At 50.6% G+C, this 14,322-nt stretch carries 12 protein-coding genes and 5 tRNA genes; 4 read left to right on the top strand and 13 right to left on the bottom strand.

What is annotated here, in order from left to right; genetic code table 11:
• The 6 genes from lnt to KZ771_RS06445 form a co-directional block, all read right to left on the bottom strand.
• Positions 1–1,563 (bottom strand): apolipoprotein N-acyltransferase, encoded by a 1,563-nt coding sequence (gene lnt, locus KZ771_RS06470; RefSeq protein ID WP_290654705.1) that lies wholly within the window; start codon positions 1,561–1,563, stop codon positions 1–3.
• Positions 1,560–2,444, bottom strand: a complete 885-nt coding sequence (gene corC / locus KZ771_RS06465; RefSeq protein WP_133539137.1) for a CNNM family magnesium/cobalt transport protein CorC — start codon at positions 2,442–2,444, stop codon at positions 1,560–1,562. Before corC ends, lnt begins: the two co-directional genes overlap by 4 nt.
• On the bottom strand, positions 2,444–2,944 hold the full coding sequence (gene ybeY, locus KZ771_RS06460; RefSeq protein WP_133539138.1) for an rRNA maturation RNase YbeY: 501 nt from the start codon (positions 2,942–2,944) through the stop codon (positions 2,444–2,446). The genes corC and ybeY overlap by 1 nt, the downstream gene beginning before the upstream one ends.
• Entirely contained in the window at positions 2,928–3,932 is a 1,005-nt protein-coding gene (locus tag KZ771_RS06455) for a PhoH family protein (protein WP_133539139.1), read from the bottom strand. Before KZ771_RS06455 ends, ybeY begins: the two co-directional genes overlap by 17 nt.
• A 19-nt stretch (positions 3,933–3,951) precedes the next feature.
• Positions 3,952–5,385, bottom strand: a complete 1,434-nt coding sequence (gene miaB / locus KZ771_RS06450) for a tRNA (N6-isopentenyl adenosine(37)-C2)-methylthiotransferase MiaB (RefSeq protein ID WP_133539140.1) — start codon at positions 5,383–5,385, stop codon at positions 3,952–3,954.
• A gap of 86 nt (positions 5,386–5,471) precedes the next feature.
• On the bottom strand, positions 5,472–6,347 hold the full coding sequence (locus tag KZ771_RS06445; protein ID WP_133539141.1) for a DMT family transporter: 876 nt from the start codon (positions 6,345–6,347) through the stop codon (positions 5,472–5,474).
• 110 nt (positions 6,348–6,457) lie between these two features.
• Here KZ771_RS06445 and KZ771_RS06440 point away from each other — a divergent pair, with 110 nt between their 5' ends.
• Positions 6,458–7,567, top strand: coding sequence for an FAD-dependent monooxygenase (locus tag KZ771_RS06440; protein ID WP_290654704.1), 1,110 nt, complete (start codon positions 6,458–6,460; stop codon positions 7,565–7,567).
• An 84-nt stretch (positions 7,568–7,651) separates the two neighbouring features.
• Here the strand turns inward: KZ771_RS06440 and KZ771_RS06435 are convergent.
• The 7 genes from KZ771_RS06435 to KZ771_RS06405 all read right to left on the bottom strand — a co-directional run bounded on the left by KZ771_RS06435 (position 7,652) and on the right by KZ771_RS06405 (position 10,392).
• A tRNA-Leu gene (locus KZ771_RS06435) sits at positions 7,652–7,738 on the bottom strand.
• 14 nt (positions 7,739–7,752) lie between these two features.
• Positions 7,753–7,827 (bottom strand) — tRNA-Gln (locus tag KZ771_RS06430).
• Between the two features lie 43 nt (positions 7,828–7,870).
• Positions 7,871–7,945 (bottom strand) — tRNA-Gln (locus KZ771_RS06425).
• Positions 7,946–7,967: 22 nt separating this feature from the next.
• Positions 7,968–8,052: transfer RNA gene (locus tag KZ771_RS06420), tRNA-Leu, on the bottom strand.
• Between the two features lie 21 nt (positions 8,053–8,073).
• Positions 8,074–8,150, bottom strand: a tRNA-Met gene (locus KZ771_RS06415).
• A gap of 168 nt (positions 8,151–8,318) precedes the next feature.
• Positions 8,319–8,981, bottom strand: a complete 663-nt coding sequence (locus KZ771_RS06410; RefSeq protein WP_290654703.1) for an SDR family oxidoreductase — start codon at positions 8,979–8,981, stop codon at positions 8,319–8,321.
• Positions 8,982–9,009: 28 nt separating this feature from the next.
• Complete coding sequence (locus tag KZ771_RS06405; RefSeq protein ID WP_290654702.1) at positions 9,010–10,392, bottom strand: class II fumarate hydratase; 1,383 nt, start codon at positions 10,390–10,392, stop codon at positions 9,010–9,012.
• Positions 10,393–10,541: 149 nt separating this feature from the next.
• Here KZ771_RS06405 and KZ771_RS06400 point away from each other — a divergent pair, with 149 nt between their 5' ends.
• From KZ771_RS06400 to KZ771_RS06390, 3 genes are read left to right on the top strand one after another with little or no spacing between them, the layout of a single operon-like run.
• Entirely contained in the window at positions 10,542–11,204 is a 663-nt protein-coding gene (locus KZ771_RS06400) for a methylamine utilization protein (protein WP_290654701.1), read from the top strand.
• On the top strand, positions 11,201–13,477 hold the full coding sequence (locus KZ771_RS06395) for an EAL domain-containing protein (RefSeq protein WP_290654700.1): 2,277 nt from the start codon (positions 11,201–11,203) through the stop codon (positions 13,475–13,477). The genes KZ771_RS06400 and KZ771_RS06395 overlap by 4 nt, the downstream gene beginning before the upstream one ends.
• Positions 13,467–14,321 (top strand): DUF3034 family protein, encoded by an 855-nt coding sequence (locus KZ771_RS06390; RefSeq protein WP_365996661.1) that lies wholly within the window; start codon positions 13,467–13,469, stop codon positions 14,319–14,321. Before KZ771_RS06395 ends, KZ771_RS06390 begins: the two co-directional genes overlap by 11 nt.
• Position 14,322: the final 1 nt, after the last annotated feature.

Raw genomic sequence — 14,322 nt, 5'->3', positions numbered from 1 at the left:
TTATTGTACTGATTTTTGTGGTGGCTGACCACGTCTGTTACTTGCGGCCTTGAGCCAGGGCAAAAGTCCCAGTGCTGCCAGCAGCCAGGTAAAAGTATGCCCGAAGCGGGCAAACCAGGTTTGACCGCTGACTTGAGGCACTTCCGCTGATACCGTGGTGGCGGTAAATTGTGGCGCATCGGCAATGATGCGGCCATGCTCGTCAGTAATAGCAGAAACGCCGTTGTTGGTTGCTCTTAATAGCGGGCGGCCCAGCTCTTTAGCCCGCATTTGGGCTATTTGCATGTGTTGCCAGGGGCCATGTGAGTCACCAAACCAAGTGTCGTTACTGACAGTTAATAAATAGTCGGTGTCAGCCTGAGTGTTCAGGCGGACCTGGTTACTAAAAGCAATTTCATAACAGATGGCGGTATTTAATTTATGATCGTTAGCAACCAAATTAGGTTGCTGTTCGCTGCCACGGGCAAAAGACGACATGGGGAGATTAAACAAGGGGGCCAGTGGCCGCAGTACGTCCTCAAAAGGCACAAACTCGCCAATAGGTAATAACTGGTGTTTACGGTAACGGTTGTCGTGGCCGTACTGGTAGTCACTATCCAGTTGTTGTTGCTCCTGGCCTAATACGATAACACTGTTGTAAAACGCGTCATTGTTCGCATCGTAATCGATAATACCGGTGATTAAACCGGCGCCATTGATACTTGCTGCCTGGTCAATATTATAAAGAATATCGTCGGCATAGGGTTCCAGCGCCGTAATCGCTGATTCAGGCCATATTACAATGTCATGCTGGTATTGCGGCCGCGTTAGGTCCAGATAGCGCAAAATATTGGGCCATTGCTGATCGGCCTGCCACTTCAGGGACTGTTGAATATTACCCTGAACCAGCAACACGGATGTCGTTTCCGGCGAGCGCTTCAGTGGCTGTAACATCGGCGTTAACCAACCTAACACAATGAACACGACCACCAATAATGCGTTTTGCGGGCGCGCCTGCTGTATGCCCGTAACAATCGCCAGTGCGATAAACCAAAGGGCGACGGTAATACCGGGTTGACCCACTGCCGGCGCTAAACCGCCGAGTAGTGCGTCGGTTTGTGTATAACCCAGTCCCAGCCAGGGAAAGCCGGTAAACAGCCAACCGCGTAATGTTTCTGCGACCAACCACAGCAGCGGCAGGCTAAACAGCCAGTAACCAGAGCGTAAACAAAGCTTGCGCCACAGTGCAAAGGTTGCGGCAGGGTAGAGCGCCAGGTAAGCGACTAATAGCGCCAACACAATAACGTTGACGGCGTCAGGCATGCCACCGTATTGATCGATGCTGACATAAATCCAGCTAAGGCCGGCACCAAACCAGCCAAAACCGAATGCAAAGCCACTATTAAACGCTTGTCTGGGTGTTAATGAGCCGATCAAGTAGACGACTAACGGTAAGATCCAAAATGGCAGAATCGCGACAGAATAGGGTGCGTAGGCAAAGCATAACAGCCCGCCCAGCACCAGCAGAATAATTTGCCTAAGCCACGCAATCTGTTTAATGCGTGTCAGCACGGACGCAATCACTCAGCAGCATCCTCGTCCTGTTGGGTGGTTTCTGGAATGCTGACCTGCAATTGTTGAATACGGCGCTTATCGGCACTGGTAATACGGAATACAAAACCTTCCAGTGTGATTTCTTCGCCTGCTTGCGGTAAGTGACCAAAACCGTGGGCTACTAAACCGCCGACGGTATCGTTTTCGTCATCGCTAAAATCACTACCAAAGTAATCGTTGAAGTCTTCGATGGTGGTTAGTGCTTTTATCGAATAACGGCTGGCGCTTAGGCGCTTAATGTTAGCTTTTTCGTCTTCGTTGTGGTCGGTTTCATCTTCAATCTCGCCGACGATTTCTTCGAGGATGTCTTCGATGGTGACCAGACCCGATACGCCGCCGTATTCGTCCACCACAATTGCCATGTGATAACGGTTAGAACGAAAATCTTTGAGCAATACGTCGACCCGCTTACTTTCAGGTACGATCACAGCCGGACGCATCACGTTTGATAACGAGAATTCGTCATCGGTAAAGTTAAAGCCATAACTCAGCAGATCCTTTGCCAACAAAATACCCTCTACATGGTCTTTGTTATCGGTAACAACCGGGTAGCGGCTATGTTGTGATTCGATGACGATGGGCAGGAAATCCTCAACACCTTGATTTATGTCGATGGTCACCATTTGTGAGCGGGGGATCATGATGTCGCGAACTTTAAGCTCGGCTACGTCTAAGACACCCTCAATCATCTCCTTGGTATCGTTATCGATCAGGTCGCGTTCCTCTGCATCCTGAATTAAATCGACAAGTTCTTCTCTGCTTTTCGGCTCCCCGGTGAAGACTTGCAGCAATCGTGCTGCCCAGGACTTCTGTGAAGAGCCGTTGGCTGAGTGGGGGTTGTCGTCGCTCATTAAGCGTTGTGCTCCGTGTTAGTTGATACTTGGTATGGATCAGCGATGTTGAGCGCAGCTAAAATCTCGCGTTCCAGCTGTTCCATCTGCTCGGCTTCATCGTCTTCGATATGGTCATACCCCAGCAAGTGAAGCGTACCGTGTATCACCATATGCGTCCAGTGATCAATCAGGGCTTTATGCTGCTGTTCAGCTTCTTCTTTTACCACGTCCGCGCAAACCACCAGATCGCCCAATAGGGGGATCGGTAATTCTACCGGTGCAGAAAAAGGAAAGGATAAGACATTGGTCGCATAATCGCGGCCACGAAACTCGTTATTAAGCTGTTGACCTTCTGTCTTATCGACTACACGTATCGTCAGCTCGGCATCAGCGAATTTGTGTGGCGTGTCGGCGGCAGCATGCGTGAGTGCAGCGCCAACCCAGCTCTGTAGTTGTTGGTGGCTGGGTAAACCGATGTCGTTGTCGGTATTGATTTGGTAATCAATCGCGATCGGCATGGGACTTCTTACTGTCAAAATCGTCGTAGGCTTCGACAATACGCTGCACCACCGGGTGGCGAACCACATCACCAGCCTGGAAGAAGGTAAAGCTTATAGCTTCGACTTTGCTTAATACTTCGATGGCATGGCGCAGTCCGGAACGTTGTCCACGCGGTAAATCAATCTGGGTGATATCGCCAGTGATAACCGCACGCGAATTAAAGCCAATACGGGTCAGGAACATCTTCATTTGTTCCATGGTGGTATTTTGACTTTCGTCCAGAATAATAAACGCATCATTGAGCGTGCGCCCGCGCATGTAGGCCAGCGGTGCCACTTCAATAACGTTACGCTCAATCAGCTTTTCGACTTTTTCAAAACCCAGCATTTCGAACAATGCGTCATAGAGCGGGCGCAAGTAAGGGTCGACTTTTTGTGCCAGATCGCCCGGCAGGAAGCCGAGCTTCTCACCTGCTTCAACAGCCGGGCGCGTAAGCAAAATACGGCGGACTTCCTGACGTTCCAGCGCATCAACGGCGCAGGCGACTGCCAGATAGGTTTTACCGGTACCGGCAGGACCAATACCAAAGTTTACATCGTGCGCCAAAATAGCCCGTACATAGCCGGCCTGGCTATGATTGCGAGGTTTAATTAAACCGCGCTTGGTTTTGATGTGGGTCATTTTTTCGGCTGCAGGGTCAGAGCTATCCTGCTCCAGTACCTTCGCCTGCTGGATTGCTAAGTGCACCTGCTGTGGTTCAATGGTACCTGCCTGGCCCTTAACGGTGGCGGTTTCGACATATAGGTCGCGCAGAATATTTTGCACCGCGGCGACCGTGTCTCCGGGCCCGATAAGGCGAAAGTTATGGCCTCGGTGGGTAATTTCGACGCCCAGTCGGCGCTCAATGTGTTTGAGGTTTTCGTCAAACGGACCGCACAGATCCGAAAGCCGACGCAAATCGGTCGGCTCGATATCAAATTCTAAAGTTTCAGTTTGTGGACTCAATCCAATCCTCGTTATGTTGTTAAACAGGCGTAACCCGGCCAACACCCAGTTCGTCGGGTTCGTTAGCTCGGCCACGCTGTAAAATAGTTTCCGGCGCGGTATCAACACGCAGACCCATGTCTGCCTCTTCGCGCAGCAATTCGCCGCGTAGGGAATTAGGCAGCACCTCGGTGATGTTGACATCAACGAACTGACCGATCATATGGGGCTGACCAACAAAGTTTACAACCCGGTTGTTCTCAGTACGTCCAGACAACTCCATCGGGTTTTTCTTCGACGGGCCGGTAACCAGAATACGTTGCTCGGTATTCAACATACGACGCGCATGTGCCATCGATTGCTGGTTAAGGCGCTGCTGTAATAATTGCAGGCGTTGCTTTTTGGTTGCCTCGCTGACATCGTCAGGCAAGTCCGCGGCCGGTGTACCCGGACGCGCGCTGTAGATAAAGCTAAAGCTCATGTCAAAATCAATGGCCTGGATTAAATCCATAGTCGCTTCAAAATCGGCGTCGCTTTCACCCGGGAAGCCAATAATAAAGTCCGACGACATGGCAATGTCAGGACGGGCTTTTTTCAGCGCACGGATTTTTGATTTATATTCCAGCGCCGTATGGCCGCGTTTCATCATCGTTAATACACGGTCAGAACCACTCTGCACCGGCAGGTGCAAATGGCTGACTAATTCCGGGATAGTTTTATAAGCTTCAACGATATCGTCGGTAAACTCGACCGGGTGCGAGGTGGTGTAGCGAATACGGTCAATGCCATCAATGGCTGCGACCATATGCAGCAACTCGGCAAACCGACACACACTGCCGTCAAAGTTTTCGCCGCGGTAGGCGTTAACATTTTGACCCAGTAAGTTGACTTCGCGCACGCCTTGCTCGGCTAATTGTGCGATTTCATAAATGACGTCGTCGACCGGACGGCTGACTTCTTCGCCACGGGTATAGGGCACAACACAGAACGAGCAGTATTTTGAGCAACCTTCCATAATTGAAACGAAGGCGCTGGCACCATCTGCTTTGGGCTCGGGTAAGCGGTCAAATTTTTCGATTTCCGGGAACGAGATATCGATCATGGGCTGATGACTATCACCCACCTGTTTAATCATTTCCGGCAAACGATGCAGCGTTTGCGGGCCAAACACCACGTCGACAAAAGGAGCACGGGCGCGAATGGCATCGCCTTCCTGTGACGCAACACAGCCACCCACACCGATCAGCAGATCCGGATTATCTTTTTTCAGGTTCTTCCAACGCCCCAGCTGATGAAAGACCTTTTCCTGTGCCTTCTCACGAATGGAGCAGGTATTTAACAGGATGAGGTCAGCGTTCTCGGCTTCCTCGGTAAGTTCGTAGCCGTGAGTTGCGTTAAGCAGATCCGCCATTTTAGCTGAATCATACTCGTTCATTTGGCAACCCCAGGTTTTTACATACAGTTTCTTACTCATGGTCTCTCAATGCTTGCTGCGAACGTTTGTACTAAAAAGGGCGCGTATTTTACCGCGCTTAAGGGGGTAAAGCCAACAGCTTATGGTTAATTTTTACGCCGGCTGCGAATGGCAAAATAGCCGGCCGTCATAATGATTAATGTTCCCCACAACATATGCCAGTAAACCGCTTCGTCAAAGAACCAATAGCCTAAAATAGCGGCGAATATCACGGAACTATAGGTAAAAACACCAATTTTTGCCGCGGGTGCAATAGAAAAAGCCTTAGTCATGGCCAGCTGACCATAGACCGCCAGGCTGCCCATTAGCGCTAACCCCCACCAATTATCAGCCGGAATCGGTTGCCACAACCAAATAAGGGGAATCGCCGATGCCACGGTGGCAAAGCCGGAAAAATAAAACACAATTTTACTGGTTGATTCGGTGCTGGACATGCGTTTGATGACGGTTTTTGTGAACGCAGCCAGGGCGGCAGCAATAAATGCGACACCCACCACTGGCGAAATATCGCTACCCAGTGGATCAAGGAAAATAAACACGCCGACGAAACCCAGCGCAATCGCCAGCCAGGTTTGTCGGGCCACGTATTCGTTTAACCACAACCAACCAATGACAGGAATTAAAAACGGCGACAACAGCAGCACCAGCGTGGCTTGCGCCAACGGGATAGTGGCAATGGCGTAAAAAAACAAATACATCGCGCTGATACCGGCTACACCACGGATCAGATGTAGTTTAAGCCGCCGGGTTTTGAGGGCGCCGGCACCTCTGCGCCAAAGCCAGGGAGCAAGTACCAGAAAAGCTAGCACATTGCGGAAAAACACCAGTTGTTCAAAGTTCTGGCTTGCCGAAAGGTGTTTAACCAGCGCACTAACGCCGGCAAAACTGGCTTCTGCCGATAGCAGTAATAGTGATGCCCAAACGACGGCATGAGGAGATGTATCACTTAATCGGTTGCCCATTACTCGCTCTAACGCTGGTATGATATGACTATGATAACGGAAATTGCATGTAAATTGTGGTATTTGTAACGCGATAGCAGGCAAGAGCATGGCAAGTTATGGAGTCGGACATGAAGCAGTATGTGATTAACGGTGGTGGCATGGTTGGTGCGGCGGCGGCATTGGCGCTGGCAGAGCAGGGTCATCAGGTAACCCTGGTTGATCTGCAACCCCCGGGTGCTGCACGGCCCGCCTGGGATTTACGCATCTCCTCGGTTAATCAGCATCACTGGTTGTGGTTAAACAGCCTGGGTCTTGAGCAAACCATAGATACTCAAAAAGTGATGCCTTATACGGATTTGTCGGTTACCACCCAGTCCGGCGATACGCTACGCTTTGGTGCTACTGACGTTAACCTGCCGCAACTGGGCGTTATGGTCGAGAACAATACGCTGCAGCGGGCACTGTGGGAATTACTATCCGAACATCCGCGAGTTAGCCTAAAAGTCCCCGAACGTATTACAGAATTCGATCTTGCTCAGCAACGGTTGGTTTTAGCAAGTGGCGAAGCCTGTGATTATGATGTTTTGATTGGCGCCGACGGTGCCAACTCGCAGGTTGCTCAGGCGATTAATATCAGTTATCGCGGTTGGGATTACGGCCAACGCTGTTTGCTGGCAAATGTACGATTGTCGCAGCCGCAGGCGGCTGCAACCTGGGAAGTGTTCAGGCCGCAGGGACCGTTTGCGTTATTACCATTAACCGACCAACAAGCCTGTTTAATTGATTATCGCAGCAGCGCCGAGATTAACTGCATCAGCCGCGATGAAAACACCCTGGTTAAAGCCTTGCATCACACCTTTGCTGATCGTATTGGTGCGTTTGAGCTGTTGTCTCATGCGAGCTTTCCGTTGCAGCGCAAACACGCGCTTAATTATAGCGACGGTCAGTCGGTGATATTGATGGGAGATGCGGCACACACCATTCACCCGTTAGCGGGGCAGGGCGTGAATCTGGGTTTTGCAGATATTCGCAGTTGGCTTAACTGTAATGACGATATGGCGGCTTATGAACAGGCGCGTAAAACAGAGAATCAGCGCATGATGCGGGCTATGGATATGATTAACTGGGGCTTTCGATCACAGAACCCATTACTGAAATTGGGGTTACGGGCGGCTTTTAAAGGCTTTGATGTACTGGGATTAAAGCAACAGGTTATAGCGCGGGCGATGCAGACATAAATTACAGGCATAAAAAAACCACCATTGAGGTGGTTTATTTAATCTGCGTGGGCACCATGATTTAATCATCGAGCATTTAATCAATGGTGCGGAGGGAGGGACTTGAACCCTCACGTCCTTTCGGACACTAGCACCTGAAGCTAGCGCGTCTACCAATTCCGCCACCACCGCAGACTGGGAAAGTGTGGCTGGGGCACCAGGGATCGAACCTGGGAATCGCGGGATCAAAACCCGCTGCCTTACCGCTTGGCTATGCCCCATCCAACTTTGGACCGACTCACCACTGTAACAGCGAACAACTGATGGCTGGGGCACCAGGGATCGAACCTGGGAATCGCGGGATCAAAACCCGCTGCCTTACCGCTTGGCTATGCCCCAATTGTCAGTTGAAAAGAGAGATTGGTGCGGACGGAGAGACTTGAACTCTCACGCCGTGAGGCACTGGAACCTAAATCCAGCGTGTCTACCAATTCCACCACGTCCGCACAACAAGTGACTGTTAAGTTTGGTGGCTACGGCGAGATTCGAACTTGCGACCCCAGCATTATGAGTGCTGTGCTCTAACCAGCTGAGCTACGTAGCCACTACCTAACTTTTTATTGCGCATCTCTCTGTGAGTGCGGCGCGTATTATGCAAATCGCTTCGCTTACCGTCAACCTCTTTTTAAGAAAAAAACACGCTTTTGAGCTTAACTGGTCAAAAAACGGCAAAAACGCTGAATAATCACACGCTTTTGCTCGGCACCGAGGCTTACCAGGGTAATTCTTCACCATTGCTGTGGTAAAAATGTCCGGTTTTTTCCAGCGTCAATTCGGCAATACGTTTAATTAAACGTCCAGCTGCCTCTTCGGCAGTGATATCGCCTCGATTTCCAACCATGTCGGTTTGTACGTAGCCCGGATGCAACAATACCACCGCAATGCCCTGGTCTTTTAAGTCCAGCGCCAGTGACTTACCGGCAGCGTTGAGTGCGGCTTTAGACATACGGTAGCCATAACGACTGCCGGAGCCATTATCAGCAATTGACCCCATGCGGCTGGTAATCAAGCCGACTTTACTGCCGTCGGATAAATTATCCAGCAATGCATCAGTCACCCGTAGTGGCGCGATGGCGTTGACTTCGTACTGCGCGCGCAGACTGCCGCCATCAATATCGCCAAGCTGATCATTGTTAAGCAGTCCGGCATTGTTAATAAGGATATCAATTGGCTTGCTGCCTATGGATTCTTTCATGCGCAGCAGGTCTGACTCCTTGGTCACGTCAATGCCCTCAATAATATCAACGTCCAGTGCGGTGAGTTGTTTGGAGTTATTGCGACAGACCGCGGTGACTTTATAGCCGGCTTTGCTGTATTGCTTCGCAAATTGAAAGCCGATACCGCGATTAGCCCCTGTAATAACGACGTGTTTCATTTTATACCTCAGTTTGCTGCGGTGGCGGTTAATCGCTGATGCCACCTTCGGTTAATTTTTTAGGATCTAACAAGTGTTGCAACTTATCGCGCCCCAAATCAGTCATTTCATCGGCCACGTCTATAATGGCGCGCCCCTCTTGATAGGCTCTTTTGGCAATTTCTGCGGCTTTATTGTAACCAATCACCGGGTTTAGTGCGGTTACCAGAATTGGGTTTTTAGCCAGCGCTTCGTTCAACCGATCATGGTTAACTTCAAAGTCTTTAATCGCCTTGTCAGCAAGGCTGAGGCAACTGTTACTGAGTAATTCGATGGATTGTAATAGGTTATAAGCAATCACCGGTAACATCACGTTAAGCTGGAAGTTGCCCTGTTGCGCCGCGGTGGTTATGGTTGTGTGGTTGCCATTAACTTGCGCCGCCACCATAGCAATTGCCTCGGGAATGACCGGATTGACCTTGCCCGGCATGATGCTACTGCCCGGCTGCAGTGCTGTTAACTGAATTTCGCCCAAGCCCGCCAACGGTCCGCTGTTCATCCAACGCAGATCGTTGCTGATTTTGAGCAGGGTGGTTGCGAGCGTGTTGAGTTGCCCGTGCAACTGTAAATTTAATTCCTGGCCGGCAATGCCGGTAAATGGATTGGGCGAGGCTTTAAAATCACTACCACAATCATTTGACAATGCGCGGGCGAAGGCATCGGCAAATGCTTTCGGTGCGTTAATACCAGTACCGATGGCGGTACCGCCTTGTGGCAGGACCTTGCTGTGTTGCAGTAACTGCGGCAATTGGCCGGCGCTTTGATCCAGCTGCCCGGCCCAGGCATCAAGCTCCTGCGCCATAGTCATTGGCATGGCATCCATCAAATGTGTACGACCGGTTTTAACCACGTCACGTAACGCTATCGCTTTGTTGCGGGTAACATCGATAAGGTGCTTGAGCGCCGGCTGCAGTTGTTGTTCAATCATCAGCACGCTGGCTATCTGCAGCGCCGTCGGAATAACATCATTGCTGGACTGGCTTTGATTAACATGGTCGTTAGGATGAACCTCTACGCCTTGTTGTTGGCAGAGATTAGCTATGACCTCGTTAACATTCATATTAGAGCTGGTGCCCGAACCTGTCTGGAATACATCCACGGGGAACTGCTGCTGGTGTTGGCCATAAATTATTTGCTCCGCGGCGGCGCGGATCGCGTCCCGTTGTTGTGCGGTTAAACCGGCGACCTCGGCATTAGCCGTGGCCGCTGCTGCTTTTACCCGGGCGATGGCTTTGATCATGGGCAATGGCAGAGTCAGGCCACTGATCGTAAAGTTATTAACAGCGCGTTGGGTTTGCGCCGCGTACAGCGCATCAGCAGGTACTTGTATCTCGCCCATGCTGTCTTGCTCGGTGCGATATCCGTTACTCATACCAAAACTCCTTCTTTTATCAGCGTTGCTGTAGTTATAGCAGTGGTTATAACAGATTACGCGAAGTCGATTGCCAAGATCACATCATGGTTGCAGAAATGGCGACATCAAGTAATCTAGAATTATTAATCAATAAATTGGATAGTTCTGTGAAGTTAATTTTAACCATTATTGCTACGCTGTTGTTGCCGTTTGCATTGCAAGCTCAGGCACAAACAACAATTAAGTTACGCGACAGCGCCGGTAACGAACTACCCAATGCTGTGGTTTGGGCTGCTGACGATGCCGTAAAAGCGGGGGCGCGGATGACCCCGCAGCAGGTTAATATTGACCAGGTTAACCGTCAGTTTACGCCGTTTATGACGGTTATTCGCAAAGGCAGCGAAGTAACCTTCCCTAATAGTGACAATATTCGCCATCACGTTTATTCATTTTCTGAGCCTAAACCGTTCGAAATTAAGTTATATGCCAATGAAGAGCGACCGACTTTGGCTTTCGAACAAGCCGGTTTAGTCACGCTGGGATGCAATATTCATGATCAAATGATAGCGCATATCGTTATCACCGAACGCGAATCGGCGTGGATAAGTAACGCAGCCGGCGTCGTTGAGCTGCCGTTAGTGGCCGCCAACGGATCGGTAGCAGTCACCATTTGGCACCCCTGGATGGGCACTGACCTGGCTACTGCAAGAACTATCAAAATCGAACCTGGCACCAGCAACATGTTAACCCTTGAAGTGACGCCGCCGCAGCGCGAAGAAAAACCGAAATCTCGCCTGCAACAACGGTTTAATCGCACAGGTTCGCTATGATCCGCACTTTCAGGACACGCTTACTGATTATTTTATTATTGTTGGTCGCAGGCGCTCTGACGATATCCCTGGCGGCCATGGGCGTAGCGGTAAAGGAGCAGGTCGAGCGCTCGGTGAGTCAGGAGCTGGTGGTCAGTGATCGGGTGTTTAGGGAGCTACTGGATAACCGCAGCCAATTGTTAAAACAGGCAGCGGAAGTACTGACTGATGACTTTGGCTTTAAGCGTGCAGTGGCTACCGGCGACCGTGAGACGATAGTTTCTGCACTGGTTAATCATGGTGACCGTATTGGCACAGAGTTAATGGTATTACGGGGTCCCGACGGCGCTGAAATTGCTGCAACTCACAGTTTGCCAGCGTCCACAAATACAATCGACTCGGCTAATGCGGGCCAGCAATTAGCGTTGGTTGGAGGCGAGTTGTTTCAATTAATTACGGTGCCGGTACGGGCGCCACAACTGATTGCCTATGCGACCCTGGGGTTTACTATCGACTCATCGCTGGCTACTGAATTGCAGAGCTTGGCCAACGCCGATATTAGCCTTTGGCAAGAATCTAATAGCAGTGTGTTGGCATCAAGTCTGTCGGCTCGCGAACAGCAGGCTTTAAGTCAGTTATTAAAGAACGGCGAAGACCTGTCAACATGGCTCGAAACACAATCGCTGGTGGGTAAAGAGGCATTACTCAGCACCGATTCGGATGAACAGGTTCACGTATTGCTGTCGGCATCGATAGAAAAAGCCCTGCAGGAGTTTAATCAACTGCAATGGCATATTGCCGTCATCGCATTAATTGCGATGTTACTGGCTGGGGTCGTGGCGATATTGATGTCGCGCAGTGTCTCGCGACCGCTGGAGCGATTGATTAAGGCAGCACAACAATTACAACGCGGTGATTATGGTCAACTGCGTTTAGAGCAGCGTGATGATGAATTTGGTCAATTGGCGGTGACCTTTGATTCGATGCGCACCGCGATATCCGAACGTGAGCAAAGAATCTCGTTTCAGGCCATGCACGATCAATTAACAGGCTTGCCCAATCGCCGTTATTTTGCTGATTACCTGGGTCAATGGTTAAAGCAACAACGTAGCGGCACCTTACTACTGGTAAATATTTATCAATTCAGAACGTTGAATGACAGCCTCGGGCAAAAAGTTGGCGACCAGGTGTTAGCGCAAATTGCTCAGCGCTTATCAGAACAAAGTGGCATCGAGTTCGTAGCCCGTGTCGGGGGGGATGAATTTGCCTTGTTATATTCCCCGTTATTGACTGAGGACAGTAGTCAGGTCAATGAATTGTCCCGTCAGTTGGCGGCGCCGGTAAAAGTTGGTGAAAGTGATTATCCGATCGCATTTAATTGCGCAGCGGTCGTTTTTCCGGAGCACGGAGACGGCTTCGATACGTTGCTGCGGCGGGCGCAAGTGGCTGTCCAGCGGGCGAAGTCGGAGCACGCGTTTGTCAGCTTTTACCGACATGGAATGGATGAACAACATCTGCGTCAGTTAACTATCCTCGAGCAGTTACAGCAGGCCTGTGACGGCAATGAATTAAAGCTTCTGCTGCAGCCAAAAATTGACTGCCAAACAGGCAAAACAATCGGCGCAGAAGCACTGTTGCGCTGGCATAGTCAGGTGCTCGGCTTTGTTGGACCCGATGAGTTTATTCCGTTGGCAGAGCAGTCCGGACTCATAAAGCAGCTGACCCGCTGGGTGTGTGAAACAGCGGTCGAGATCATACAGTCGTTAACGCTGCGGGATGGTGCGTTCAGCCTAAGTGTCAATCTGTCTGCAGTGGATTTGCTTAGCGATGAGATATTGCGATTATTTGATGATCTCAAACAGCTACAAAGCGACATTCATCAGTACTTAATCCTTGAGGTCACCGAAAGTGCGATTGTAACCGACCCGGAGGCCGCAATTAGTCGTTTAAACTGGCTAAGAGAGCGGGGCTTTAGGGTGTCCATTGATGATTACGGAACTGGCTACTCGTCGCTGGCACAGATGCGCAACCTGCCGGTAAACGAGTTGAAGATTGATCGTGCCTTTGTGCAACCGTTAGCGAACAGTGTAGTTGATCAGTCGATTGTGCGTTCGACTATTCAGCTTGCCCATGAACTTAATCTATCAGTCGTTGCAGAGGGCGTCGAAGACGAGTCCAGCTGGCGGCTTCTGCAACAACAAGGCTGCGATGTACTGCAGGGATTTTATTTTAGCAAGCCGATAGCCGTGGCTGAATTTAAACAGCGATTAGAGGATGAAGCGAATGAAAACTAAGTTGTCGGTAGCCGCCTGTGCGTGCGCCATGGCGGTGGCACTGACCAGCAGTGTGCATGCCAAGACGCCGGGCTCTAAGCTTTTGGCAACCGGTGGTGCATCGACCATCGAGGGCGCCGGAGGCGGGGGAATTGTTCCCTGGGCTACACTGAGTTCGTACGCTGATACCGGCGAGTGGGGCGCTACGGTTAATCTAAGCGAAGTTAGTGTTGACGATTTTCGTTTAAGTGTTAAGGGAATAAGTGCCTCCTGGAACAATCGCATCGAAGTATCTTACGCGCGCCAGACCTTTGATTTATCCACCATTGGCGGTGAGCTGGAGCAAAATATTGTTGGTGCCAAGGTACGTGTTGTCGGCGACCTTGTTTACGGTGATTTGCCCCAGATCAGTGTCGGCGCGCAACATAAGAGTAATCAGAGCTTCGCGCTGCCGAGCGCCGTCGGCGCTTTAGATGATAGTGATACAGACTGGTACGTGAGCGCGGCCAAGGCCTGGTTAGATGGCCCGTTTCACCGCACCTGGGTGGCCAATGTGACAGCGCGCAATACCCGCGCAAACCAACTTGGATTACTGGGTTTTGGCGGCGATGATGAGGCTGACTCGACGTGGGTAGCTGAAGCGTCTGTGGCAATGTTTATTAATCGCTACTGGGCTGTCGGTGCAGAGTACCGGCAAAAGCCTGATAACCTGACATTTGCTGAGGAACAAGACTGGCGTGATATTTTTGTCGCTTATTTTCCTTCTAAGCGTGTGTCGTTGGTTGGCGCCTATACCGATCTTGGCAGCATTGCCGGACTTGATAATCAAAGCGGCTGGTACCTGTCAGTGCAGGCCGCATTTTAAG

The organism is Idiomarina sp., from assembly GCF_019431395.1.
Taxonomy (GTDB): domain Bacteria; phylum Pseudomonadota; class Gammaproteobacteria; order Enterobacterales; family Alteromonadaceae; genus Idiomarina.
The sequence above is the reverse complement of the archived record's forward strand: the minus strand, read 5'-3'. Positions and strand labels throughout refer to the sequence as shown.

Excerpts from the sequence above, each read along its gene's own strand:
- KZ771_RS06405 (WP_290654702.1), bottom strand. The coding sequence starts at position 10,392 with ATGAGTAACGGATATCGCACCGAGCAAGACAGCATGGGCGAGATACAA.
- KZ771_RS06440 (WP_290654704.1), top strand. The coding sequence starts at position 6,458 with ATGAAGCAGTATGTGATTAACGGTGGTGGCATGGTTGGTGCGGCGGCG.
- KZ771_RS06410 (WP_290654703.1), bottom strand. The coding sequence starts at position 8,981 with ATGAAACACGTCGTTATTACAGGGGCTAATCGCGGTATCGGCTTTCAA.
- ybeY (WP_133539138.1), bottom strand. The coding sequence starts at position 2,944 with ATGCCGATCGCGATTGATTACCAAATCAATACCGACAACGACATCGGT.
- KZ771_RS06390 (WP_365996661.1), top strand. The coding sequence starts at position 13,467 with ATGAAAACTAAGTTGTCGGTAGCCGCCTGTGCGTGCGCCATGGCGGTG.
- miaB (WP_133539140.1), bottom strand. The coding sequence starts at position 5,385 with ATGAGTAAGAAACTGTATGTAAAAACCTGGGGTTGCCAAATGAACGAG.
- corC (WP_133539137.1), bottom strand. The coding sequence starts at position 2,444 with ATGAGCGACGACAACCCCCACTCAGCCAACGGCTCTTCACAGAAGTCC.
- KZ771_RS06395 (WP_290654700.1), top strand. The coding sequence starts at position 11,201 with ATGATCCGCACTTTCAGGACACGCTTACTGATTATTTTATTATTGTTG.
- KZ771_RS06445 (WP_133539141.1), bottom strand. The coding sequence starts at position 6,347 with ATGGGCAACCGATTAAGTGATACATCTCCTCATGCCGTCGTTTGGGCA.